Origin of the sequence: Aeromonas sp. ASNIH4 (genome assembly GCF_002934425.1) — a bacterium.
Lineage (GTDB): Bacteria > Pseudomonadota > Gammaproteobacteria > Enterobacterales > Aeromonadaceae > Aeromonas > Aeromonas hydrophila.
The window spans coordinates 4,138,140-4,161,191 of sequence record NZ_CP026217.1; the positions used below are offsets into that span (position 1 = coordinate 4,138,140).

Annotated in this window: 24 protein-coding genes; 15 read left to right on the forward strand and 9 right to left on the reverse strand. The window is 64.1% G+C overall.

The features are described 5' to 3' along the window. Positions 1–22: 22 nt before the first annotated feature. On the reverse strand, positions 23–982 hold the full coding sequence (locus C2U40_RS19275) for a CYTH domain-containing protein (RefSeq protein WP_103827061.1): 960 nt from the start codon (positions 980–982) through the stop codon (positions 23–25). Positions 983–1,151: 169 nt separating this feature from the next. Here C2U40_RS19275 and C2U40_RS19280 point away from each other — a divergent pair, with 169 nt between their 5' ends. The 3 genes from C2U40_RS19280 to ybaK all read left to right on the forward strand — a co-directional run bounded on the left by C2U40_RS19280 (position 1,152) and on the right by ybaK (position 3,730). After that, entirely contained in the window at positions 1,152–1,832 is a 681-nt protein-coding gene (locus C2U40_RS19280) for a TIGR00153 family protein (RefSeq protein ID WP_103827062.1), read from the forward strand. 23 nt (positions 1,833–1,855) lie between these two features. After that, positions 1,856–3,121, forward strand: coding sequence for an inorganic phosphate transporter (locus tag C2U40_RS19285; protein ID WP_016352095.1), 1,266 nt, complete (start codon positions 1,856–1,858; stop codon positions 3,119–3,121). Positions 3,122–3,268: 147 nt separating this feature from the next. Beyond that, positions 3,269–3,730 (forward strand): Cys-tRNA(Pro) deacylase, encoded by a 462-nt coding sequence (ybaK, locus tag C2U40_RS19290; protein WP_011707484.1) that lies wholly within the window; start codon positions 3,269–3,271, stop codon positions 3,728–3,730. 48 nt (positions 3,731–3,778) lie between these two features. Here the strand turns inward: ybaK and C2U40_RS19295 are convergent, their stop codons facing one another. The 4 genes from C2U40_RS19295 to C2U40_RS19310 form a co-directional block, all read right to left on the reverse strand. After that, positions 3,779–5,041, reverse strand: a complete 1,263-nt coding sequence (locus C2U40_RS19295; protein WP_103827063.1) for a DUF1479 domain-containing protein — start codon at positions 5,039–5,041, stop codon at positions 3,779–3,781. Positions 5,042–5,274: 233 nt separating this feature from the next. Beyond that, positions 5,275–5,997 (reverse strand): GNAT family N-acetyltransferase, encoded by a 723-nt coding sequence (locus tag C2U40_RS19300; RefSeq protein ID WP_077095191.1) that lies wholly within the window; start codon positions 5,995–5,997, stop codon positions 5,275–5,277. Next, entirely contained in the window at positions 5,987–6,424 is a 438-nt protein-coding gene (locus C2U40_RS19305; RefSeq protein ID WP_103827064.1) for a rhodanese-like domain-containing protein, read from the reverse strand. The genes C2U40_RS19300 and C2U40_RS19305 overlap by 11 nt, the downstream gene beginning before the upstream one ends. Before the next feature lie 17 nt (positions 6,425–6,441). Beyond that, positions 6,442–6,909 (reverse strand): OsmC family protein, encoded by a 468-nt coding sequence (locus tag C2U40_RS19310; protein ID WP_103827065.1) that lies wholly within the window; start codon positions 6,907–6,909, stop codon positions 6,442–6,444. Between the two features lie 128 nt (positions 6,910–7,037). Here C2U40_RS19310 and pdxR point away from each other — a divergent pair, with 128 nt between their 5' ends. Then, positions 7,038–8,465: a MocR-like pyridoxine biosynthesis transcription factor PdxR gene (gene pdxR, locus C2U40_RS19315; protein ID WP_103827066.1), complete on the forward strand. Its 1,428-nt coding sequence runs from the start codon at positions 7,038–7,040 to the stop codon at positions 8,463–8,465. A 15-nt stretch (positions 8,466–8,480) separates the two neighbouring features. On the opposite strand, the gene C2U40_RS19320 is transcribed toward pdxR, so the two are convergent. Next, positions 8,481–9,374 (reverse strand): LysR family transcriptional regulator, encoded by an 894-nt coding sequence (locus tag C2U40_RS19320; RefSeq protein WP_103827067.1) that lies wholly within the window; start codon positions 9,372–9,374, stop codon positions 8,481–8,483. Between the two features lie 127 nt (positions 9,375–9,501). Here C2U40_RS19320 and C2U40_RS19325 point away from each other — a divergent pair, with 127 nt between their 5' ends. From C2U40_RS19325 to C2U40_RS19340, 4 genes are all read left to right on the forward strand, one after another. Further along, complete coding sequence (locus tag C2U40_RS19325; protein WP_011707491.1) at positions 9,502–9,903, forward strand: CidA/LrgA family protein; 402 nt, start codon at positions 9,502–9,504, stop codon at positions 9,901–9,903. Then, positions 9,896–10,585, forward strand: a complete 690-nt coding sequence (locus tag C2U40_RS19330) for an LrgB family protein (protein WP_011707492.1) — start codon at positions 9,896–9,898, stop codon at positions 10,583–10,585. Before C2U40_RS19325 ends, C2U40_RS19330 begins: the two co-directional genes overlap by 8 nt. Before the next feature lie 96 nt (positions 10,586–10,681). Next, positions 10,682–11,596, forward strand: a complete 915-nt coding sequence (locus tag C2U40_RS19335) for a hypothetical protein (protein WP_103827068.1) — start codon at positions 10,682–10,684, stop codon at positions 11,594–11,596. 76 nt (positions 11,597–11,672) lie between these two features. Beyond that, positions 11,673–12,551 carry a hypothetical protein gene (locus C2U40_RS19340; protein WP_103827069.1) on the forward strand — a complete coding sequence of 293 codons (879 nt, stop codon included), beginning with the start codon at positions 11,673–11,675 and terminating at the stop codon, positions 12,549–12,551. An 83-nt stretch (positions 12,552–12,634) separates the two neighbouring features. On the opposite strand, the gene C2U40_RS19345 is transcribed toward C2U40_RS19340, so the two are convergent. Next, positions 12,635–13,873 carry a multifunctional CCA addition/repair protein gene (locus C2U40_RS19345; RefSeq protein WP_103827070.1) on the reverse strand — a complete coding sequence of 413 codons (1,239 nt, stop codon included), beginning with the start codon at positions 13,871–13,873 and terminating at the stop codon, positions 12,635–12,637. Positions 13,874–14,133: 260 nt separating this feature from the next. Here C2U40_RS19345 and exeA point away from each other — a divergent pair, with 260 nt between their 5' ends. The 5 genes from exeA to mltC all read left to right on the forward strand — a co-directional run bounded on the left by exeA (position 14,134) and on the right by mltC (position 19,194). Further along, entirely contained in the window at positions 14,134–15,780 is a 1,647-nt protein-coding gene (exeA, locus tag C2U40_RS19350; RefSeq protein ID WP_181014714.1) for a type II secretion system protein ExeA, read from the forward strand. Continuing rightward, positions 15,780–16,460, forward strand: a complete 681-nt coding sequence (gene exeB, locus C2U40_RS19355) for a GspB family T2SS assembly factor variant ExeB (protein ID WP_103827071.1) — start codon at positions 15,780–15,782, stop codon at positions 16,458–16,460. The genes exeA and exeB overlap by 1 nt, the downstream gene beginning before the upstream one ends. Positions 16,461–16,657: 197 nt before the next feature. Continuing rightward, the gene (gene mutY / locus C2U40_RS19360; RefSeq protein WP_103827072.1) at positions 16,658–17,719 is read left to right on the forward strand and encodes an A/G-specific adenine glycosylase; all 1,062 of its coding nucleotides are present in this window, start codon (positions 16,658–16,660) and stop codon (positions 17,717–17,719) included. Between the two features lie 8 nt (positions 17,720–17,727). Next, the gene (locus tag C2U40_RS19365) at positions 17,728–18,000 is read left to right on the forward strand and encodes an oxidative damage protection protein (protein ID WP_005305420.1); all 273 of its coding nucleotides are present in this window, start codon (positions 17,728–17,730) and stop codon (positions 17,998–18,000) included. 93 nt (positions 18,001–18,093) lie between these two features. After that, complete coding sequence (mltC, locus tag C2U40_RS19370; RefSeq protein ID WP_005305423.1) at positions 18,094–19,194, forward strand: membrane-bound lytic murein transglycosylase MltC; 1,101 nt, start codon at positions 18,094–18,096, stop codon at positions 19,192–19,194. A 68-nt stretch (positions 19,195–19,262) separates the two neighbouring features. Here mltC and C2U40_RS19375 read toward each other — a convergent pair whose 3' ends face one another. After that, positions 19,263–19,643, reverse strand: coding sequence for a YgiW/YdeI family stress tolerance OB fold protein (locus C2U40_RS19375; protein WP_011707500.1), 381 nt, complete (start codon positions 19,641–19,643; stop codon positions 19,263–19,265). 237 nt (positions 19,644–19,880) lie between these two features. On the opposite strand from C2U40_RS19375, the gene C2U40_RS19380 reads away from it, so the two are divergent. Further along, positions 19,881–20,897 (forward strand): SGNH/GDSL hydrolase family protein, encoded by a 1,017-nt coding sequence (locus C2U40_RS19380; RefSeq protein WP_039214012.1) that lies wholly within the window; start codon positions 19,881–19,883, stop codon positions 20,895–20,897. 59 nt (positions 20,898–20,956) lie between these two features. On the opposite strand, the gene C2U40_RS19385 is transcribed toward C2U40_RS19380, so the two are convergent. Next, positions 20,957–21,691 (reverse strand): substrate-binding periplasmic protein, encoded by a 735-nt coding sequence (locus C2U40_RS19385; RefSeq protein ID WP_043164613.1) that lies wholly within the window; start codon positions 21,689–21,691, stop codon positions 20,957–20,959. A 233-nt stretch (positions 21,692–21,924) separates the two neighbouring features. Between C2U40_RS19385 and ompA the strand changes: the two genes are divergently transcribed. Continuing rightward, positions 21,925–22,983 carry a porin OmpA gene (ompA, locus tag C2U40_RS19390; protein ID WP_011707503.1) on the forward strand — a complete coding sequence of 353 codons (1,059 nt, stop codon included), beginning with the start codon at positions 21,925–21,927 and terminating at the stop codon, positions 22,981–22,983. Positions 22,984–23,052 lie beyond the last annotated feature (69 nt).

Sequence of the window (23,052 nt, forward strand, 5' to 3'; positions counted from 1 at the left end):
GCAAGCGCTGCGGCGCAGCCCATCACCCTTGCCGGTGCAGCCAGGCCGCGATGGCCAGTTGCAGGCGCACATAGTCGGCCTGAAGGAACAGGGCCGGCAACGCCTGCTGCCAGTCGGCCTGCCCGGCCGCCAAGGCCAGCCGCGGCCCGAGCCGGGTTAGCTCCACCAGCCAGTCCGCTGCCGGCAACCTGCCGGCTGCCTCGACAATCAGGTCTATGCCCAGGCGCAGCTGCTGCAACGCCAACCCCTGCGCCTCGGCGTCCGTCTGCTCCAGCCAGTACTGCTCGTGATGCTGCCAGTGCTGCAGGCCGAGGGCGATTCGCTCGTCCGCACTCAGGTCGGTCAATGCCGGCAAGGCTTGCAGCGCCAGCAGCTTGCCGAGCCCCGCCAGCCGATAACCGCGCTGGGCCTTGGACTGAGCCCCGAGCCGCAGGCCACCAAGCCCGGCCAACTGCTCTGCCAAGCCAAACAGGGCGCTCGCCTCGCCGGCTTTGAGCTCCAGCTCCAGCTCGTCGATGCGACTCTTGCCGAGCACGCCGACGATCTCCCCCTGATCCCAGGCCAGCTCAATTTCAGCGCCCTCGAAGGCGATCAACCAGTGGCGGCGCAGGAAGTCGGTGCGAAACTGGGCCACCAGGGCGCCCTGGATTGCATCGCGTGTGGAAAGACTCGGCCAAATCTCGTCAGGAAAAACGTCAAGCGCGGGCATATCGCCAGCGACCGGAGCATTGTATTCGGGTCTGGCATGCAGTCCGCCCACCACCTGGCCCCGACATTTAATCGTCTGTTCGGCGAAATCATCGCTGCGACGGATCCGCAATCCCATCTCCAGGCGGCGCAAATCCAGCGCGGGCGTATCAAAATAGACATTGCCGAGCTCGGCTTGGGAGTTGGATATAATTTCCAGTGAATTCAGAAGGTTGAAAAAAGGCTGTCGAATATCTCGGGAGACAAAAAACTTTATCTCGATCTCAGTTTGCATAGTCATTCCGGGCTGGCAGGCAACTTTGGGGGGCGTGATGCTAAGCGCGAGGATATAATGCCTGCGATACATCAGGATTAATTCACGGTTTTATTGATGGCGCAGTTCGGTTACCATGCGCCCCTCATAAAATCGTATCGAGTGTTTTTTCACCGACACAGGTTTGGCCATGCCAGTAAATACTATTTTGGGGCTTTTTGCCAAGTCCCCCATCAAGCCGCTGCAGAAGCACATCGTCAAGGTTCACCAGTGCTCCCAGCAGTTGGTCCCCTTCTTTGATGCCGTTGCCGAAGACCGTTGGGAAGATGCCGAGAAGATCCGGCTGCAGATTGCCCAGCTGGAAAAAGAAGCGGACATCCTCAAGCGTGAAATTCGTCTGAAGCTGCCTCGCGGCCTGTTCCTGCCGGTTGCCCGTACCGACCTGCTCGAACTGCTGACCCAGCAGGACAAGATTGCCAACCGTGCCAAGGATATTTCCGGCCGCATGCTTGGCCGCAAAATGGAATTCCCCTCCGAGATGCGTGCCGATTTCATGGCCTATCTCAAACGCTGTATCGATGCGACCGCCCAAGCCGAGAAAGCCATCGGAGAACTCGATGAGCTGCTCGAAACCGGCTTTAAAGGACGTGAAGTTGAAATGGTTGCCGAGATGATCCACCAGCTGGATCTTATCGAGGACGATACTGACACCATGCAGATCGGGCTGCGCCAACAGCTGCAAGCCGTTGAGCAGAAATACAATCCGATCGACGTTATGTTCCTCTACAAGATCCTCGAATGGGTAGGTGACCTGGCAGATCAGGCCGAGCGCGTTGGCGCCCGTCTGGAACTGATGCTGGCTCGTTCGTAATCGACTGACTGGGTAAACACTGAATGGACATTATCGCGAATTACGGCACCACCCTGGTGCTCGTGGCGGCCTTGTTCGGCTTTTTGATGGCCTGGGGTATTGGCGCGAATGACGTCGCCAACGCCATGGGTACGTCGGTCGGCACCAAATCCCTGACCATCCGTCAGGCCATCATCATCGCCATGATCTTCGAGTTTGCCGGTGCCTATCTGGCCGGCGGCGAAGTGACCGCGACCATCCGCAACGGCATCATCGACAGCAACGCCTTTGCCGATACGCCGGATCTGCTGGTGCTCGGCATGATAGCCTCCCTGCTGGCCGCCGGCGCCTGGTTGATCCTGGCCTCCTACTTCGGCTGGCCCGTCTCCACCACCCACTCCATCATCGGCGCCATCGTCGGTTTCGCCGTGGTGAGCATTGGCCCGGAGGCGGTGCAGTGGAGCAAGTTCGGCGGCATCGTCGGCTCCTGGATCATCACTCCGGCCATCTCCGGCGTCATCGCCTACTTCATGTTCATCAGCGTGCAGAAGCTCATCTTCAACACCGATGATCCCCTCAACAACGCCAAGCGCTACGTGCCCTTCTACATGTTCCTGACTGCGCTGGTGATCTGCCTGGTGACCATCAAGAAGGGGCTGACCCACGTCGGTCTGCACCTGACCGACGGCGAGGGCATCCTGCTCTCCATCGCCATCTCCATCGCGGTGGCGTTTGCCGGCTGGCTCTACATTCGTGGCCAGCAGTACAACCCGCAGGATGACAGCAAGATGCACTTCGCCAACGTGGAGAAGGTATTCGGCATCCTGATGATCATCACCGCCTGTGCCATGGCCTTTGCCCACGGCTCCAACGACGTGGCCAACGCCATCGGCCCGCTCTCCGCGGTCGCCTCCATCGTGGCGGCCGGCGGCGAGATCGGCGGCAGCTCCCACATCGCCTGGTGGATCCTGCCGCTCGGCGGCATCGGCATCGTCATCGGTCTGGCCACCATGGGCGAGAAGGTGATGGCCACCGTCGGTACCGGCATCACCCACCTGACCCCGAGCCGTGGCTTCGCCGCCCAGCTGGCCACCGCCGCCACCGTGGTGATCGCCTCCGGCACCGGTCTGCCCATCTCCACCACCCAGACCCTGGTCGGTGCGGTCATGGGCGTGGGTCTGGCGCGCGGCATCGCGGCGCTGAACCTGGGCGTGCTGCGCAACATCGTGGTCTCCTGGGTCATCACCCTGCCTGCGGGCGCCATCCTGGCCATCGCCATCTTCTACGTGCTGCAGATCTGCTTCTCCTGAGTCGTGCTGCAATGAAAAGCCCGGGTCATTGACCCGGGCTTTTTTTATCTCGGCGCGCGCATCCACCTCTTGGGGACGCGAGCAACTTGCATCACCCGCCCCACAGGCGCAGACTGTTTGGCCTTGTTTCGACTCAAGGCACCCATCATGACGCCAGCCATCAACCTGCTGAAGAAGCTCAAGATCCCTCACAAGCTCTACCCCTACGAGTGCGAAGCCCACGACGACTTCGGAAAGCATGCCGCGACCCAGCTCGGCCTGCCGGAGGCACAGGTGTTCAAGACCCTGATCGCCCATCACGACAAGCAGGCGGTGGTGGCCATCGTCCCCTCGTCCGGCCTGTGCAGCCTCAAGCAGCTGGCCAAGGCCACCGGTCTCAAGAAGGTGGAGATGATGAAGCCGGCGGAGGCCGAGAAGCTGACCGGCTACAAGGTCGGTGGCATCAGCCCGCTGGCCCAGAAGAAGCTCTTGCCCACCGTGCTCGACGACTCGGCCATGCAGTTTGACGAGATCCTGGTGAGCGGTGGCAAGCGCGGCCTCTCGGTGGGGGTAGCACCCGCTGACATGCTGCGCCTGATGCAGTGGATTGCCGCCCCCATCGGGGAATAGAAACGTGAGCGGGCCTGCCACTGCGCAGGCCCGCCCGGCCAGCCTCGTTTACGGGAGCATGCCCAGTGCGCGGCGGCCATGGTCGTTCAGATCGGCCAGGGTGAAGCGCCCCTGCCAGTCGGCCTCGTAATCTTCGTGGGGGAAGTCGCCAGGCGAAGCCCCCTGCTCCAATGCCTGCCGCACCAGGCTCGCATAGGCCATGTTCTTCTCGCAACGGGGCGCCGCCGGAATATACATGACGTTGCCCCACCCCTGCTGCTGCTCCACCGGCGCCACGCCGTGGATCAGGTCGCAGTGCCACCAGACCGAATCCCCTGCGGTCACCGCCGGGATCGAGCTCATCGCCCGCAGCAACAGCGGATGCCAGGTCTCGGAGACCGGCAGCACCTTGCCCGGCGCGACACCGCACAACTCATCTTCCGGCACGTCCGGCTGCAGCGGCCGCAGCAGCACGTAGGCCATCGCCTCGGGGATCGGCACCACGTGCAGCAACCCCTGCCCCGGCAACATGTCGGAGAGCGCCGTCCACCCCTGGAAGGTACGAAATACCGAGCACTTGGTGGTGTTCTCCACACTGTACTCCTCGACCTCGGTGCGATTGGCCGCATCCCAGGGATCGTAGGCGGCGATCTCCCCCCGAAAAATCGACGCAAACACCCGCTGGTAGGCCGGCAGCAACCAGCGCTCGAGGGCCCCCGAGTCGGTATGGGCACCCAGCCCGCGAGAACAGGTGCCGGGCGGACGGCGGCGAATACGATCGGGATAGATGATGCTCACGTCCGGGTCGAACCAGGGTGTCCCATCCGGTCGCTCGAACTGCCACAGGCGGTTCAGGAACGACTGCACGGTCGCCATCTCGTCGCTCTGGCGCGCCTCCATCTGGGCCCGTGACCAGTAGATGGGATAAATCTCGGGGCGCGACGCGGCAAGGGAGCCGAAGAAACTGTCGCCGGGACCGCGATACAGCTCATCAAAACGGTTGAGATCCAGGTAGTCGAGCATGTCGCGATCCCAGGCCAGCGCCCGTTCCCGTGCAAAGTGCCCGCGGATCACCAGGCAGCCGCGCCGCCGTATGGCTGCACGCTCGGCCTCGCCGACCTGGCCCGCCGCCAGCGCCTGGTAATCCAGTTCTGGCCACACCGGCTCACCACGGGCTCGCAACGCTTCCACCTCGGCCACCCGCGCCTCGATGCGGCGGCTGACCTCGGCAAAGACCGCCTCCACGTCGCCGAGTTGTGCGCGCAGGGCTTGTTTCATCTGACGGATGGCCGCCTTGTGATCGGCGGGCAACTGGGTATGGGTGACGCTCATCTTGCCTCCTGGATAATGGACGAAAGCCAGCAAATTACTTTCGTTCGAAATGGCATTTAATTTCAAAAACAAGATACATTAAAAAAATGTTAATACAATCCTCTCCGCACCCGGGCAGTGAAGACGCTGCGAAGAAGCAGTGCAGAAAGTGCAGAAAGAGAAGCGAAGGGAGATCCGCAGCGAGCAGACAAGACGGCAAAAACAACAGGGCGGCCATGGCCGCCCTGGTTTATTCAAGCGCCGCGCAAGGCGGCCGTGAGGGTCGAGAGGCGCAGGCGCTGGTGCCCCTGCGCATCGAAGTTGTCAGGCGCCAGCCAGCGCGCAAAGCAGGCCTGCAGCGCCGGCCACTCACTGTCGATCACCGAGAACCAGGCGGTATCGCGCGTGCGCCCCTTGTCCACCCGGCTCTGGCGAAAGGTCCCCTCGTAGCTGAAACCAAGGCGCAACGCCGCTTGCCAGGAGGGCTGGTTGAAGGCATTGCACTTCCATTCGTAACGCCGATAGCCGAGGGCAAAAGCATTGGCCATCATCAGCGCCATCGCCGCCGTCGCCAACCGCGAGCGCTGCAAGGCGGGGGAAAAGTGCAGCCAGCCCACCTCGATGCTGCCGGCCAGAGGGTCGATGCGCAGGTAGCTGGCCAGCCCCAGCGGCTGTTCACCATGCTCGTCGAAGATGGTGTAGAACTGGGGGTCGCTCTTGGCGGCGCACTCTCGCAGCCAGACCAGCATGTCAGCCTCTGTTGCGTAAGGGCCTGTGGTCAGGTAGGTCCACATGGCCCCGCTGTCGGCGCTGAAGGCCTGCCACAGGCCGGGGCCATGACGCTCAGGATCCAGCGGCGCCAGCCGGCAACCCCAGCCGTTGAGGGGGCGACGGGGCGGGAACTCGGCGCCCCGCCAGTCGGGCAGCGGCGCACCGACCGGCTGGCCGAACTCGTTCAGATGGATGTCAGCAGCCACAGGCAATCCCTCCCGTTTGCAGCACGCCCGGTTCGCTACCGGTGGCGACGGCAAAGCCGTCCTGCCGCCACCAGTGCAGACCGCCGATCAGCTCCTTGACCTGAAAACCGAGCGCCGCCAGCTTGCAGGCACCCCGGGTCGAGCCGTTGCAGCCGATGCCGTCGCAATAGCAGACATAGACCTTGTCCCGCACCAGCGCAGCCGTGCTGGCAGGGTTCATGGTGACATGGGGGAAGCTGATGGCGCCGGGGATGTGTCCCTCGGCGTAGTGACCGGCAGAGCGGGTGTCGATGACGACGATCCGCTCTTCGCCGGCCAGCAGATCGGCGGCCAGATCCGCCGGATCGGTGCGAAAGGCCAGCTGGGCCTCGAAGAAGAGGCGGGCTTGTTCGGCACTGGCCAGCCCGCTGCTCAATACATGACTCATAGTGACGCTCCTTGTACTCAAACCCGGATCCGGGTGGTGATGTCGGTGGTGACCGAGTTGGCGATGAAACACTCCTCGTGTGCCTGATGGTGCAACTGCTCGAGCGCGGCCAGATCCGGCTGACGTTCACCGCCGAACTGCACCAGCGGCTGCAGGGTGACCCGAGTGATGGCCTGACGACCGCGGGCATTGGCTTCCATGATGCCCACCGCCTCGTCCCGGTAGCTCTCCACCAGGTAACCCGCCCTGGCCGCCAGCCAGAGGAAGGTGAGCATGTGGCAGCTGGAGATCGCCGCGACGAAGGCCTCTTCCGGGTCGATGTTCTCGGCCACCGACCAGGGCAGCGGCACCACGTGGGGAGACGAGGAGGCGGGCACCCTGACGCCACCGTCGAACTCCCACCAGTGGGCCCGGCTGTAACCTTGATCGACGAAGGGCTCGCTGGCCCCGCGCTGCCAGCTGATGGTGGCGCTGTACTCCGACATGCAGACTCCTTTCATTGCCAATAGTTGTGAATCCCGAACCTTGAGCCTCAATGTAGCGACATAATGGCCTTGCCACGCCAACCAATTTTGCCAATATGAGCAGACCAATTAGCGCCCGGGAGATCCCCATGCCTGCCCTGCCCACCCTGTTTGCCACCCAGCAAGCCAGCGATCTGCCGCTGCACGAACAGCTGGTCCGCACCCTGCGCTCGGCCATGCTGGCCGGCCACCTGCCCCAGCACAGCCGGCTGCCCGCCAGCCGCATGCTGGCCGCCGATCTGGGGCTCTCCCGCAGCACGGTGGAGCTGGCCTATGGCCGGCTGGAGGCGGAGGGCTATCTGGTGCGCAAGGTGGGGGCCGGCAGCTTCGTGGCGCTGGCTGCGGTCTCCCCGACTCCGCGCCCGCCCCAGTCGGCGGCCGGCCTGTCGCGCCGCGGTCAGGAGATGGCCGACAGCGGCGCCTGTCACGACGTGCCCGAGGTGGGCCGTTCCTTTGCCTCCAGCCAGCCGGATCCCCGCCTCTTCCCCCAGGCCCTGTGGGGCCGGTTGATGCAGCAGCAGTGGCGCCGGCACGCCGGTGACTGGATGAATTACGGGGAGCCGCAGGGGCTGGAGGCGCTGCGAGGCGCCATCAGCAGCTATCTGGTGCAATCGCGCGGCGTGGTATGCGAGCCGGACCAGATCCTGATCCTCACCAGCTCCCAGCAGGGGATCCTGCTGGCGACCCAGCTGCTGATCGATGCCGGCGATACCGTCTGGGTGGAGGATCCCGGCTACCCCGGGGCCCGCACCGCCATGGAGAGTGCCGGCGCCTGGGTGCACCCGGTGCCGGTGGATGAGGAGGGGCTCAACCCGCAGGGGGAACACCCGGCGCCGCGGCTCATCTACACCACGCCCGCCCACCAGTATCCGCTCGGCGTGCCCATGAGCCTGCCACGGCGGATGGCGCTGCTGGCCGAGGCCGAGCGGCACGGCGCCTGGATCCTGGAAGACGACTACGACGGCGAGTACCAGTACGATCAGCGGCCGCTCCCCGCCCTGCAGGGGCTGGATGGTCAGGGACGGGTGCTCTACGTGGGCACCTTCAGCAAGGTGTTGTTCGGCTCGCTGCGCCTCGCCTACCTGGTGCTGCCCAGGCCACTGATGGAGTCCTTCTGTCGGGCCAGGGCCGCGGTCGATGGCCACAGCAACCAGCTGCTGCAGGCGGTGACCGCCGACTTCATCCGCGCCGGCCACTTCGCCACCCACCTGCGCCAGAGCCGGCTGGTCTATCAGAGCCGCCGCGACCTGCTGCTGGCCGAGCTGGCCAGCCACTGCCCCACCCTCACCCCCATCCACAGCGGGGCCGGTCTGCAGTGCGCCGTGCAGCTGCCCCCCGGCGGCGAGGCGCGCTGGACAGAGACCGCCAACGCACAGGGGCTGGGGCTGCGCCCCCTCGGCCAGTTCTACCTGGGCCCACCGACGCAGGAGGGATGGCTGCTCGGTTTTGCCTCCCTCGACAACCAGGCCCTGCGCCGTCTCTGCCGCCAGCTGGGCAGCCTGCTGACCGCCCACTGAAGGCGGCCCGCCCGCTCAGCCTTGGGGGCCGGTTTGCCCCTGCTCGCGGCAGAGCGCCAGCCAGGCCTCGGCGGTGCGGGAAAGATAGCGCTCGCTCGGCCAAATCACCCCGAGCCGCCAGCTCAGCTCGGGTACCAGCGGTCGCAACACCAGGCCATCCGGCGCCAGCCGCCGGCAGATGGGCTCGGGCAAAAAGGCGACCCCCATGCCGCTGCGCACCATGGCGGTGAGAAAGTCCCACTGGCTGCTGCGCGCCGCCACCTGGGGCTCGAAGCCGGCCACTCGGCACGCCTGCTCCAGCCGCTCGCTCAGGGTAAAGGCTTGGGTGTAGAGCAAGAAGGGCTCGTCGCAGAGCGCCTCCAGCCGGATGTCAGGGCAATCCCGCCAGCGCGGTAGGTCAGGCAGCACCACCTGGATCGGGTACTGGTCCAGCTCCAGCGCACTGAGGGCGCCTCCCTCTTTGGTCGGCAGCATGGTGATGGCGAGATCCAGCTCCCCTTCCAGCACCGCCTGCTCGATGCGCCGGCCGCCGTACTCGACGATGGAGAGCTCGACCTTGGGGTAACGGCTGCGGTAGGCGCGGATCAGATCGGCATAGACGTGGCCCACCATGGGCGGAATGCCGAGCGCCAGCCGGCCGAATTGCAGGCTCTGCAGATCGGCGAGTTCCGCCTCCAGCTGCTGCATCTCGGCCAGAATGGTCTGGGCCCGGTTGAACAGCACCCGGCCGCTGTCGGTCAGGGTAAAGCGGCGCCCCGCACGGCTCAGCAGCGGCTGACCCAGCTCCTCCTCCATGTTGCGGATCATCTTGCTGATGGTGGGCTGGGTGACGAACAGTTTCTCGGAGGCGCGGGTGAAGCTCTGTTCCCGCACCAGTTCGACAAAGTAACGCAGGGCGCGGATGTCCATGGCTCTCTCCTGGCGGACGGCAAAACCCGATCATGCCTCTTTGGCATGATTTTTATAATTTAAATTCATTTTTTGCAGGTTTGGCCTCTCTCTATACTGTGAGCAAGTTCACAGAAAGACCTAGATCATGAAAGCCCTCTGCATTCGCTGGTTCCAGACCCCCTTCCAAATCGCCCTGCTGGCCGCCATCTGGCTGCTGGCGGATCTGGCGGTACGTACCTTCCATCTGCCGCTGCCAGCCAACCTCACCGGCATGCTGGCCCTGCTGGCCTTGATCCTGCTCGGCGTGGTCAAGACCCACTGGTTCAGCGCCGGCGCCCGCTGGTTGCTGGCCGAGATGCTGCTGTTCTTCGTGCCGGCGGTGGTGGCGGTGGTCAACTATCAGGATCTGCTGCTGCAGGAGGGGTGGCGCATCATGGTGGTACTGCTGCTCAGCACCATACTGGTGCTCGGCACCACGGCGCTGGTGGTGGACCGGGTCTATCGCCTCGAGTTGAAACTGGCCCGCCGGAGTCGTCGTCATGTCTGATACCCTGCTCGGCCTACTCTGCTTTGCCCTCACTCTGCTGTTCTACTACGCCAGCAAGTGGCTCTACGGCAAGAAACGCATCCTGCCCTTGATGCCGCTGCTGCTGGCGCCGACCCTGCTGGTGGCGGTAGTGATGCTGTTCCACATCCCCTATCAGGACTACATGGCCGAATCCCACTGGCTGCTGTGGCTGCTGGGGCCGGCCACCGTCGCCTTCGCGGTGCCGGTCTACGAGAACCGCCAGCTCATTCGCCGCCACTGGCTGTCACTGTCGGTGGGGGTGGTCGCCTCGGTGGTGATGGCGGTGGGCAGTACCGTGCTGCTGGCCCGCTGGCTCGATCTCTCCGACATGCTGCAGCGCAGTCTGGCGATGCGCTCCATCACCACCCCGTTTGCGGTGGAGGCGACCCGCGCCATCGGCGGCCAGACCGATCTCACCGCCCTGTTCGTGGTACTGACCGGCGTCATCGGCATGGCGGTCGGCGAGAGCGTGCTCACCCTGCTGGCCATTCGCAGCCGACTCGGCAAGGGGGCGGGGTTTGGAGCCTCGGCCCACGGCGCCGGCACCGCCAAGGCCTATCAGATGGGCAACGAGGAGGGGGTGGTCTCCAGCATGGTGATGATGATTGCCGGCATGGTGACCGTGCTGCTGGCCCCCCTGCTCGGCCAGCTGTTCTGGTAACCAGTGCGTCGGTAAAAGCCGGGTTTCCCGGGCCCAGGCCCCCAGCCTTGGCGCCACAGCCGCTACACTCAACTCAATGTGACAGCAGTGAGCGGTATGATGAACCACAGAGTGATGATCCTCGGGCTGCTGGCCGGCAGCCTGCTCTTCTCCCCCCTTCTGCCGGCCCTGGACATAGTGACCCACGTCAGCCCCGAGAGTGAGCGGGACCTGCGCACCCTCTACGGCCAGCAGCTGCTGCAACTGGCGCTGGAGAAGACCCGCGACAGCTTCGGCGACTACGAGCTGCGACCGGCCCCGCCCATGAGCCGAACCCGGCTGCGTCAGGTGCTGCAGTACAACCTCTACCCCAACCTGCTGGCCATCGACAGCTTCCCGCGCCCGGAGGGCAGCCACGATCTCGACTATGTCCGCTTTCCGGTGGATCTCGGCATCCTCGGCTATCGCATCTGCTTCGTCAGCCCCAAGCAGCAGCAAGCCGTGGCCCAGGTGCGCACCCTGCACGAGCTGCAGCAGTTCAGCCATGGCCAGGGGCGCGGCTGGCAGGATGCCGACATCCTGCGCAGTGCCGGCTTCAAGGTGCAGGAGGTGGAGGGCTACGAGCGGTTGTTCAAGCTGGTGGTGCGCGGCCGGGTGGATCTGTTCTGCCGGGGGGCCAACGAGCTGCTGACCGAGCTGGATACGCACCGGGATCTGGGGCAATTGACGGTCGACCAGCATCTGGCGCTCTACTACCCCTTCATCCACCTCTTCTACAGCCACAAGGACAACCAGCACGCCCTGCGCCGGGTTCGGGCCGGCCTGCAACTGGCCTGGCAGGACGGCTCCCTGCAGGCGCTCTGGCTCAAGACCTTCAAGCCGGCGCTGGATTTCGCCAAGCTGGACCAGCGGCTGCTGTTCAGGCTGGACAACCCCTTGCTGCAGGGGCTCGACTTCGATTACCAGCCCTACCTTTACGATCCCCTCACCCAACGCTTCGGGCCCGGCGAGCCGGCCAGCGGCAAGCAGTGAGCCCGGCGGCTCCCCGCTCACCGCCGGGGAGAGCCACTACACTCAGAGGAGTCTCAGCCTTTCACAGGAGCTCATGATGCACTGGACCCCGCTGCTTGCCCTGCTGCTAGCCCTGCCCGTGCTGGCCAGCCCGACCCTGTTCACTTACATGAGTCCGGAGAGCGAGCACGATCCCAGAAGCACCTATGATCGCGAGCTGCTGCGCCTGGCGCTGGAGAAGACCCGCGCCAGCCATGGCGACTACCGGATGCAGGCCGCGCCCCCCATGACCCTGGCCCGGATGTGGGTCAGCCTGCGCTTCAATGACTACCCCAACCTGTTCGCCATGGACAGTTACCGCTCCGATCGGGACATGAGCGGCATCGACTACGTGCGCTTTCCCATCCACCTCGGCATCGTCAGCTACCGCATCTGCTTCGTCAGCCCTGAGCAGCAGAGCGCCGTCGCCGGAGTGACCAGCCTAGAGGGGCTCAAGCGCTTCGACATTGGTCAGGGCAAGGGCTGGCTCGACGTGCAGATCCTGCAGCGGGCCGGTTTCAAGGTGCAGGAGGTAGAGGGCTACGAGCAGCTGTTCAAGATGGTGGCACGCGGCCGTTTCGCGCTCTTCTGCCGCGGGATCAACGAGTTGCCCCAGGAGAAACTGAATCACAGTGACGTACCCGGACTGGTGATGGATGAGAATGTGGCGCTCTACTATCCGCTGCCCAGGGTCTTCTTCACCCACAACAGCAACCAACAGGCCATCACGCGGGTGCAGCAGGGGCTCAAGGCCGCCTGGCGCGACGGTTCCCTGCAGGCGCTCTGGCTGAAGACCTTCAAACCCTCCCTGAGCTTCGCCCACCTCCATACCCGCCGGCTGTTCCGGCTGGAGAATCCCTACATCGAGGGGATCGACTTCAACTATCAGGCCTACTTCTACGACCCCGTGCAGGGGCGTTTCGGCCCAGGTGAATAGCCGCCTGCCGTGCAGGCTCCGCAATGAAAAAGCCCGGGTCAGTGACCCGGGCTTTTTTGTCCATGCTTCGTCTCCACACCTCGTCAATCCTCGAGGAAGGTCCACTCGTCGCGCACCCGGCTGATGGCATCGAGCCGCCGCTTGGCCAGCTGCTCGCGAATAGCCTCCCCCTTGAACCCGGCCGCCACTATCTCCTTCACCGGCACGGCCTGGGCCGCCGCCAGCGCCTGCGCCACATAGTCGGGCTCGGCATAGACCCGCTCCTCGAAGCCGGTGCGGCCGTGGAAGTCGGCGCGGCAGGCGTCCAGCAGCTGGGCGAAGCGCTCCGGTCTGCGCCAGGCATCAGCCTTGTCGAACACCTTGAGCAGGGTCGCGGGCTTGAGCTCGAAGGCGATGTGGATATGGGTGTGCAGATCGCTCACCAGCAGCGCCAGATCGCGGCACTCGTTCGGTACCCTGAACCGCTCGCAGAAATCGCGGATCAGCGGCAAGCCCTTCTGGCCGTGGCCGTGGTGGCTCGGCCAGAACTCCGGCGGGGTCAGCCCCTTGCCAAAGTCATGACACAGCGCCGCGAAGCGCACCGCCAGTTCGGGCGAAAGCCGGCAAGCCTGTGCCAGCACCATCATGGTGTGGATGCCGGTATCGATCTCCGGGTGCCACTTGGCGGGGGCAGGCACCCCGAACAGGGCATCCAGCTCGGGGAACAGGGCCGCCAGGGCGCCGCACTCGCGCAGCACCTCGAAGAACACCTGCGGGGTCGGTCCGAGCAGCACCTTCTCCAGCTCCTTCCAGACCCGCTCCGGGGTCAGGTGAGTCAGTTCGCCGGCCTCGGTCATCTCGCGCATCAGCGCCAGCGTCTCGGGGGCCACCACGAAACCCAGGGCGTGGAAACGGGCGGCGAAGCGGGCCACCCGCAGAATGCGCAGCGGATCTTCGGCAAAGGCGGGGGAGACGTGGCGCAACAGCCGTTGTTTCAGATCCTCGATGCCGCCATAGGGATCGTGCAGTTGCCCCGCCTCATCCTCGGCGATGGCGTTGACGGTGAGATCCCGGCGCAGCAGATCCTGCTCCAGCGTCACCTCCGGCGAGGCGTGGCAGACGAAGCCGGTATAACCGCGACCCTGCTTGCGCTCGGTGCGGGCCAACGCGTACTCCTGCTGGGTCTCGGGGTGCAGAAACACGGGGAAATCGCGGCCCACCTGGGTAAAGCCCAGTGCCAGCATCTGTTCCACGGTCGCCCCGACCACCAGGTGATCCCTGTCGCCCTGCGGCAATCCCAGCAGGCGATCCCGCACCGCGCCCCCAACCAGATAAGTCTGCAAGCTGTGTCTCCCTTGATAAACCTGTCCCGATTATACCGGTTTGGCCGGTGGAGACTATGGCTGCCCCCATCCCCCATTGGCGGGAACGAGCCCATGACGGCCCAATGAGAGGCAAAACGCCCCTCGCCAGCCAACCCGGCAGCGCCCTTTCTCCCGCCGGCAAATCAGGGTGCGCGCTGGCCCCCCTTATGGCATCCGGGTCTTTGACATCCCTTTGGGGAGGCTTTAACCTGCCGCCCATAACAATGGAATGGATCCTTATGTACACACAGTTCTTCGGTCTGTCGGAGCACCCGTTCTCCATCTCGCCCAATCCCAAATACCTCTACATGAGTGAACGCCACGGGGAAGCCCTCGCCCACCTCAACTACGGGTTGCAGGATGGAGGCGGCTTCGTGCTGCTGACCGGGGAAGTGGGCACCGGCAAGACCACCGTCTCCCGCTGCCTGTTGCAGCAGTTGCCGGCCGAGACCGAGATTGCCTACATCCTCAATCCATCCCTGACCGAACGCGATCTGCTGGCGGCCATCTGTGACGAGTTCCAGCTGGCCTATGGCCTGGATGCCGGCCTCAAGCAGCTGTTCGACCTCATTCGCGATCACCTGCTGGCCAATCTGGCGGCAGGCAAGCGCAGCGTGGTGCTGGTGGACGAAGCCCAGCACCTGCTGCCCGGCGTGCTGGAACAGCTGCGCCTGCTCACCAACCTGGAGACCGACGAGAAGAAGCTGCTGCAGGTGGTGCTCATCGGCCAGCCCGAGCTGCAGCAAATGCTGCGCCAGCCCCTGCTGCGCCAACTGGCCCAGCGCATCACAGCCCGCTACCACCTGCTGCCGCTCTCCTGCCAGGACGTGGACGCCTATGTCCGCTTTCGTCTGCAGGTGGCCGGCTGCGTGCAGCCCATCTTTACCCCCAAAGCGATCCAGACCCTGCACCGCCTCTCCGGCGGCATTCCGCGCCTCATCAACCTCATCTGCGACCGCGCCCTGATCGCCGCTTTCGCCCGCGGCAGCCACAAGATAGTGCACGGCGACATCAGCCTGGCGGCCTTCGAGGTGAGCGGCATCCGTGACGAGGGCACCTGGCAGTCCGGCTTGATGGTGGCGCTGGTCGGTGCCTTGCTGGTGGCCACCGGCTGGTGGGGCTGGCAGTTCTTCGGTTTCTTCCCGACCCGCCCGGTAGTCACGGTGGAGGTGCCGGTCAAGGTGGACGACACCCTGGAGCAGCAGGAGCAGCTGACCCGCGCCATCAATCAGGCGCTGGAACCGGACAGCGCCATGCAGAATCTCTACAAGGTGTGGGGCTACCAGACCGAGCTGGAAGAGGCGACCTGCGACAACGCGCCGCGCGCCGGCCTACGCTGCCAGGAGGGTGAGGCCTCCCTGGCCGATCTGCAGGCCCTGCAGCACCCGGCCCTCATCAGCCTGACCGACGAGACCGGCGGCACCTATTACGCCACCCTGGTCAATCTCGGGCCCGACAAGGCCAACCTGCTCATCGGCAACCAGAGCTGGCAGGTGGACAGACAGTGGCTGAGCGATTACTGGGGCGGCAGCTACACCCTGCTGTGGCGCATGCCCAAGGGGGGTGTCACCCTGATCGGCAACAACGCCGGCCCCAGCCAGGTGCAGTGGCTCGATAACGCCCTCAGCCGGGCCCTGCAGCAGCCGGATCGCAAGGTCCGCCGCTTCGATGCCGAGCTCAAGACCAAGCTGCAGCAGTTCCAGCGCGCTCAGGGGCTGAACCCGGACGGCATCGCCGGCAGCAACACCCTGCTGCGCCTCAACGTGATGGCTGGCGAACCCATGCCGAAGCTGGAAGACCCTGCCCAGCGGGCCAGCAAGCCGGCCAGGCTTGATCCGGCAGAGGATGACGATGCCATCAACACACTGTCGGAGGAGGCTTCCTGATGTCCACCCTGCTCAAGGCGCTGCGGCGGGCCGACCAGCCCCAGTTCACCCCGCACATCCCGGCGATGGGGCTGCCGGTCAGCCAGGAAGAGGAACAACCCAGGCGCTGGATCTGGTGGCTGCTGGCCCCGCTGGCGCTGGTGATGGGGGCCGCCGCCAACTACGGCTGGCACCTGCTCAACAACCGCCCCATCGAGAAGACGGTGGAGGTGAAAGAGGTGGTGACGCCGCCCTTCGTGCGAGTCGAGCCCAAGCCGATGATCACCCGTCCGCTGCCACCGCCGCCGCCCGAACCCGTGGTCATCCCCAAAACCGATGCCCAAGCCGCACCGGCGCCCGCCGACAGCAGCCAGGGGCTGGCCGAGCGCATTCTCAATGCCCTCAACAACACCCCGTTGCAGCAGAGCGCGCCACCACAGGTGCCGGCCGAACTGCAGGCCACCCCACTTAGCGCCCTGCCGCAGGCGCTCCGCCAGCAGGTGCCGCCGTTGGCCTACGGTGCCCACGTCTTCTCCTCCAACCCGGCCAACCGGGCCGTGACCCTGAACGGGCGCACCTACCGGGAAGGCAGCGAAGTCGCCCCCGGCGTCACCCTGCTCGCCATCGCCCAGGATTACATCATCCTGCAGGTGGGCGGCCAGAACGTCAGCCTCAAGGCGCTGCAGGACTGGCGCGGCTGAAACGCGCCCCTGCCAGCCCGAGGCTGGCCATCATTTCAAGAGGGAGCCTGAGAGCTCCCCTTTTTAATCAATAACATGAGAACAACGTGAGCAATCCGAACAACACCACCTTCGCCAACCGGGCGTTGCACTGGTATCAGCGCCAAGACTGCTACACGTTAGTCAATTTAGTTTTAAATCAATAACATGAGCATAATGTGAACAACTCAGATAACGCGACCTTCGCCACCAGGATCCTGGACTGGTATCAGCTCCACGGCCGCAAGACCCTGCCCTGGCAACAGGAGAAGACCCCCTACCGGGTCTGGGTCTCGGAAATCATGCTGCAGCAGACCCAGGTCGCTACGGTCATTCCCTACTATCAGCGCTTTATGGCCCGCTTTCCCGACGTGCTGGCACTGGCCGACGCCCCTATCGACGAGGTGCTGCACCACTGGACCGGGCTCGGCTATTACGCCCGCGCCCGCAACCTGCACAAGGCGGCCCAGCAGATCCGCGACCTCCATGGCGGCCTCTTCCCGGAGCGGCTGGAGGAGGTGATGGCGCTGCCGGGGATCGGCCGCTCCACCGCAGGCGCCGTGCTCTCCCTCTCGCTTGGCCAGCCCCACGCCATTCTGGATGGCAACGTGAAGCGGGTACTCACCCGCTGGCTGGCCCTGCCCGGCTGGCCCGGCCAGAAGCAGGTGGAGAACGATCTGTGGGAGCTGGCCACCCGCCTCACCCCCAAGCTCGGGGTGGCCCACTACAACCAGGCCATGATGGACATGGGGGCCACCGTCTGCACCCGCAGCAAGCCCGCTTGCGAGCGCTGCCCGGTGCGGGAGGATTGCCAGGGGCTGTCGCAGGGCAACCCCACAGCCTACCCCAACAGCAAGCCCAAAAAGAGCATCCCGGCCCGTACCGGCATCATGCTGCTCATCCGCCACGGCGATCAGCTGCTGCTGGAGAAGCGGCCGCCGCAAGGGATCTGGGGCGGGCTCTACTGCTTCCCCCAGGTGGAGTCGGACACCGAGGTGGCGGGGCTGTTGCAGCGGCTCGGCCTGACCGGCAGCGAACCCCGTGAACTGGCCGGTTTTCGCCATACTTTCAGCCACTTTCACCTCGATATCCGGCCCATGCTGGTCGAAACCGACGCGCCGCCGGCCCCCCTGCTCATGGAAGCGGATAACCGACTCTGGTATAACTTACGCCATCCTGCAGAGGTGGGTCTGGCGGCCGCCACGGCCCGTCTGCTCGCCTATCCGGACTTACAACCATAGAGGTCAACATGAGCCGTACCGTATTTTGCCAGCGCCTGAAAAAAGAGGGCCCGGGTCTCGATTTCCAGCTCTACCCCGGTGAACTCGGCAAGCGCATTTTTGACAACATCAGCAAGGAAGCCTGGACCGAGTGGCAGAAGAAGCAGGTGATGCTGATCAACGAGAAGAAGTTGAACATGATGAACCTCGAGCATCGCCAACTGCTGGAGAAAGAGATGGTGAACTACCTGTTCGAAGCGGGTGAAGTGGCCATCGACGGTTATACCCCGCCCAGCAAATAATCCGTGAACGGGGCCGGCCTGCGCAGGCCGGCCCCGCCGACTCACGGCAACGACGGAAGTGACGGGCGGCCCGCCGCCCAGTTTGAGGACTCTATGGGCCGAATTTTCTGGCTGCTGTGCACCCTGCTGTTTCTCTCTGCCTGCTCATCCTCCCCCAAGCCCAATGGCAACGAGGATGACGATCTCGTCAACGGCAAGGACATCCGCGGTTTCGAACACATGATCAGCGCACTCTCCCACAACGTGAACGAGATATGGGGGCGTGAGGCGCTGTTTGCGGGCAAGTTTGACTACGTCAAATACACGGATCAGTACAAGAGCCGGGCCCACATCGACTTCTCCAGCGGCCACATCATGGTCGAGACCGTCTCCGGCATCGACCCGCGCTCCCACCTGCGCCGCGCCATCATCGAGACCCTGCTTACCCCGGATGATCCGGCGGAAGTAGATCTTTACTCCGACGCCGAGATCCTGCCCGGCGGCGAGCCTTTCCTTTACGGCCAGGTGCTGGACAACCAGGGCCAGCCGATCCGCTTCGACTGGCGCGCCGAGCGCTATGCCGACTACCTGCTCAACACGGCGATGAAGAAGCGCACCCTCGGCATTCGCACCATCTTCTTCGTCGACATCCCCATGGTGGCCAACCACGAGGATCGACGGGGCTACAAGTACGCCAGCCTGATCCGGGAAGCCTCCCGCAAGTACGGGGTGGCCGAGAGCCTGATCTACGCGGTGATCAAGACCGAGAGCAGCTTCAACCCCTATGCGGTCAGTCATGCCAACGCCTACGGCCTGATGCAGGTGATCCCGGCCACCGCCGGGCGGGACGTCTACGTGCGGGTCAAGGGCAAGAGTGGCCAGCCGACCCGGGAGGACCTGTTCAACCCGGCCTACAACATCGACGTCGGGACCGCCTACCTGCACCTGCTGCAGACTGTCTATCTGGTGGATATCCAGGATCCGCGCTCGCGCCGCTACGCCGTCATCTCCGCCTACAACGGCGGCGCCGGCGGGGTGCTCAACACCTTCTCCAGTGACCGCAAGGCGGCGCCCGGCATGATCAACCAGCTCTCGCCCGAGGCGGTGTACCAGATCCTGACCGAGCAGCACCCCAAGGCGGAAGCCAGACGCTATCTCTACAAGGTCAATCAGGCCGAGAAGGGCTTCAAGCGCACGCTGGCCCGCACCGGCTAAGCAGACCAACAGCAAAAGGGCGCCTCCATGGAGGCGCCCTTGTTACGTCTGGCGTAGGGATTCAGGCCTTACTTGGCGATGAAACCGCCCTTGCTCTGCGGGGCGGCGCCCACCTTCTCCAGGCTCTCCACCTCCACTTCGGTCTTGTTCCAGCTGTGGTCCACCTCGCCACGGATGCGGATCAGATCGTCCGGGCCCACCTCGGTGCCGCGCCACACATCCTGATCCACTTCCACTTCCACCTCGCCACTGGCGTCGCGGAACATGTAGTTCTCGCCGCCCAGGTGCTTGACCAGCTTCCCTTCCAGGGTGGCCCAGCTGTCATCGGCCAGATCCTTCAACTGCGCGACGGACACCTTGTTCTGCTCCTGCGGGCCGGTATAGGCCGCCATGGCGAAAGAAGAGATGGACATCAGGGTCAACAGACCGATTACGCTTGCCTTGTTCATTTCATGCTCCTGTCATTGGGTACGGGAGCAGTGTGCCGGCCGGTGCGTGAAACAAACGTGAAGCCTCCCCATCTGGGGGACAGCGGTGTGACCGTAATCGATTTAATCCACACCGCATACTGCGAAATTAAATTCGGCTAGATACCCTGCAAGATGGCAAAACAGCTTCCCAGCACCTTTGCCTATCGAGGAACAGTCTGCAGGCACCACCTGCTTCCAACCAATGAGAACAACAAGATGAAGAAATGGTTTGTGTGTTTATTGGGACTCTTCGCGCTGACAGTTCAGGCAGCCGACAGTCGCCCCGCCTTCTCCCGGATCGTGATGTTTGGCGACAGCCTCTCCGATACCGGCAAGATGTATAGCAAGATGCGCGGTTACCTCCCCTCCAGCCCCCCTTACTATCAGGGCCGCTTCTCCAACGGGCCGGTCTGGCTGGAACAGCTGACCCAGCAGTTCCCGGGGCTGACCATCGCCAACGAGGCGGAAGGGGGCGCCACCGCGGTGGCCTACAACAAGATCTCCTGGAATCCCAAGTATCAGGTCATCAACAACCTGGATTACGAGGTGACCCAGTTCCTGCAAAAGGACAGCTTCAAGCCCGATGATCTGGTGATCCTCTGGGTCGGTGCCAACGATTACCTGGCCTATGGCTGGAACACCGAGCAGGATGCCAAGCGGGTGCGCGACGCCATCAGCGATGCGGCCAACCGCATGGTATTGAACGGCGCCAAGCAGATTCTGTTGTTCAACCTGCCGGATCTGGGCCAGAACCCCTCGGCCCGCAGCCAGAAAGTGGTCGAGGCGGCCAGCCATGTCTCCGCCTACCACAACCAGCTGCTGCTGAACCTGGCACGCCAGCTGGCCCCCACCGGCATCGTCAAGCTGTTCGAGATCGACAAGCAGTTCGCCGAGATGCTGCGCGAACCGCAGAACTTCGGCCTGAGCGACACCGAGAACGCCTGCTACGGCGGCGGCTATGTGTGGAAGCCGTTTGCCTCCCGCAGTGCAGCCAGCGTCGCCAGTGACAGCAGTCTCTCCGCCTTCAACCCGCAGGAGCGGCTCGCCATCGCCGGCAACCCGCTGCTGGCCCAGGCCGTTGCCAGCCCCATGGTGCGGCGCAGCGCCAGCACCCTCGACTGCGAAGGCAAGATGTTCTGGGATCAGGTGCACCCCACCACCGTCGTGCACGCCGCCCTGAGCGAGCGGGCCGGCGCCTTCATCGAGGCTCAATACGAGTTCCTCGCCCACTGATGAAAAAGGGCCGACGACAGTCGGCCCTTTTTGTTGTGCAGCCCCGGCGGGCCCACCGCTCAGCGGTAGCGCTTGACGATGCCGTCGTAGATGCCGTTCTGCTTGATGGTGGCCAGCGCCTCCTGCAGCCGCTTGATCACCTCGGGCGGCGTCTTCAGACTCGCCGCCACGTACAGATCGCCCCCGGTAAAATCCTCGATGTCGTGCACTATCTTGAGGGTCTCCGGCCCATAGCCCGCCTGGCGCGCGTAGTAGTTGGCCGTCTCCTGCGAGACCGGCCAGAGATCGATGCGCCCCATCAGCAGTTTGAGCATGTTGGCCTCGTGGTTGTTGTTGCGTTGCAGGTTGGAGAACTTGCGACCGATCAGGTACTGCTCCAGCGCGTCGTTGCGCACCGTACCGATGGACCAGGCCCGTGCCTGCGACAGCTGGCTGAACGGCTTGATGTCGTCCCGCTTGGCCAGGGCGAAGACGTGAAAATTGATCTGCGCTATCGCCCCGATCCACTGGAACTGTGCCTCGCGCTCGGGGAAGCGACTGATGCTGTAGATGAGCACGTTGGGGCGGCTGCGCGCCAGCGAGATGGCCCGCGCCCAGGGGTAGATGTCCAGCGTGTATTCGAAGCCGGCCTGCTCCAGCATGGCCTCCACCACCTCGGTGCCGAGCCCTTTGACGTCGGCCTCCTCCAGATAGTTGTAGGGCGCATAGTCCTCGGTCACCACCTGCAGGGTCTCGGCCGCCCAGCCCGGCGCCAGCCACAATGCCCAGCACAGCCATATCCATCTGATGTTCATGCCCACCTCGCAGCAAATCCGCCTCGGTTAACTATTGCGCTCCCTCGCCAGAGCGCAAACTTCCGCGGCAAATTGCGGCAATGGTAATCACATTATGTTTTATATCAGTTGGTTGAGAACCTGCTTAAAGCGACTACCCTTAATCTGTTGTGGCTGTGCTATAAGCCCCGACCCATAAGGAGAGGCGACCCTATCAACCTCCCCCCGACAATATGAAATTGCAGAGGCTCAACATGAATAAAACACTGATTACCTTGCTGGTTTCAGGCTTGCTTGCGGCCAACGCCCAGGCTGCCGGACAGGACAATACCTGGTATGGCGGTGCCAAGCTGGGTTGGTCCAACTTCTATGGCGTCGATCACAACCAGGCTATCAAGGACGACTACGCCATCAGCGAAGAGGACAAGAATGACGTCGGTGCCGGCGCCTTCCTCGGCTATCAAATCAACCAAAACCTCGGTGTCGAGCTCGGTTATGACTGGCTCGGCAAATACAAGTACACGGCGACCGACAAACTGATCCCCACCGACATCAGCCGGGACGAGATCAAGGCCCAGCTGGCCCAGCTCACCATGAAGATCGGCCTGCCGGTCAGCGAGAGCCTGGATCTCTATACCCGCCTGGGTGGCGCCTACGCCTGGACCGACAGCAAGCAGCTGGACAATGACAACGGCGCCGCCTTCGTCGGTGCCCTGGGTGCCGAATACGCCTTCAACCGCGACTGGGCCGCCCGTCTCGAGTACCAGTACACCACCCCGCTCGGCGACAAGGCACTCGACAAGACCGGGGCCGAACTCGACAACGGCCTGCTGGCGGTCGGCGTGGTCTATCGCTTCGGTCAGGTAGCCCCCGTGGTGGCCGCACCGGTGCCGGCCCCGGCGCCCGAGCCGGTAGTGGTCGACAAGCAGTTCACCCTGAGCTCGGACGTGCTGTTCGACTTCAACAAGGCCACCCTCAAGCCGGCCGCCGGCCAGGCGCTGGATAACCTCTACAGCCAGATTGAGCAGGCCAGACCCAAGGATGGCGTCGCCACCGTGATCGGCTATACCGACCGCATCGGCTCCGATGCCTACAACCAGAAGCTCTCCGAGCAGCGCGCCCGGACCGTCGCCGACTATCTGGTCGGCAAGGGCCTGCCGGCAGGCAAGGTCAACGTGGAAGGTCGCGGCAAGGGCAATCCGGTCACCGGCGACAGCTGCACCAGCAAGTCCAAGAAAGAGCTGATCGTCTGCCTGGCCCCGGATCGCCGGGTTGAGGTCAAGGTCGAAGGGATCTCGGAAGTTCAGCAGTGATCCTCAAGCGTGGCTGACGGCCACGAATAAAAAACGGGAGGCCAAGGCCTCCCGTTCCATTTTGGGTCT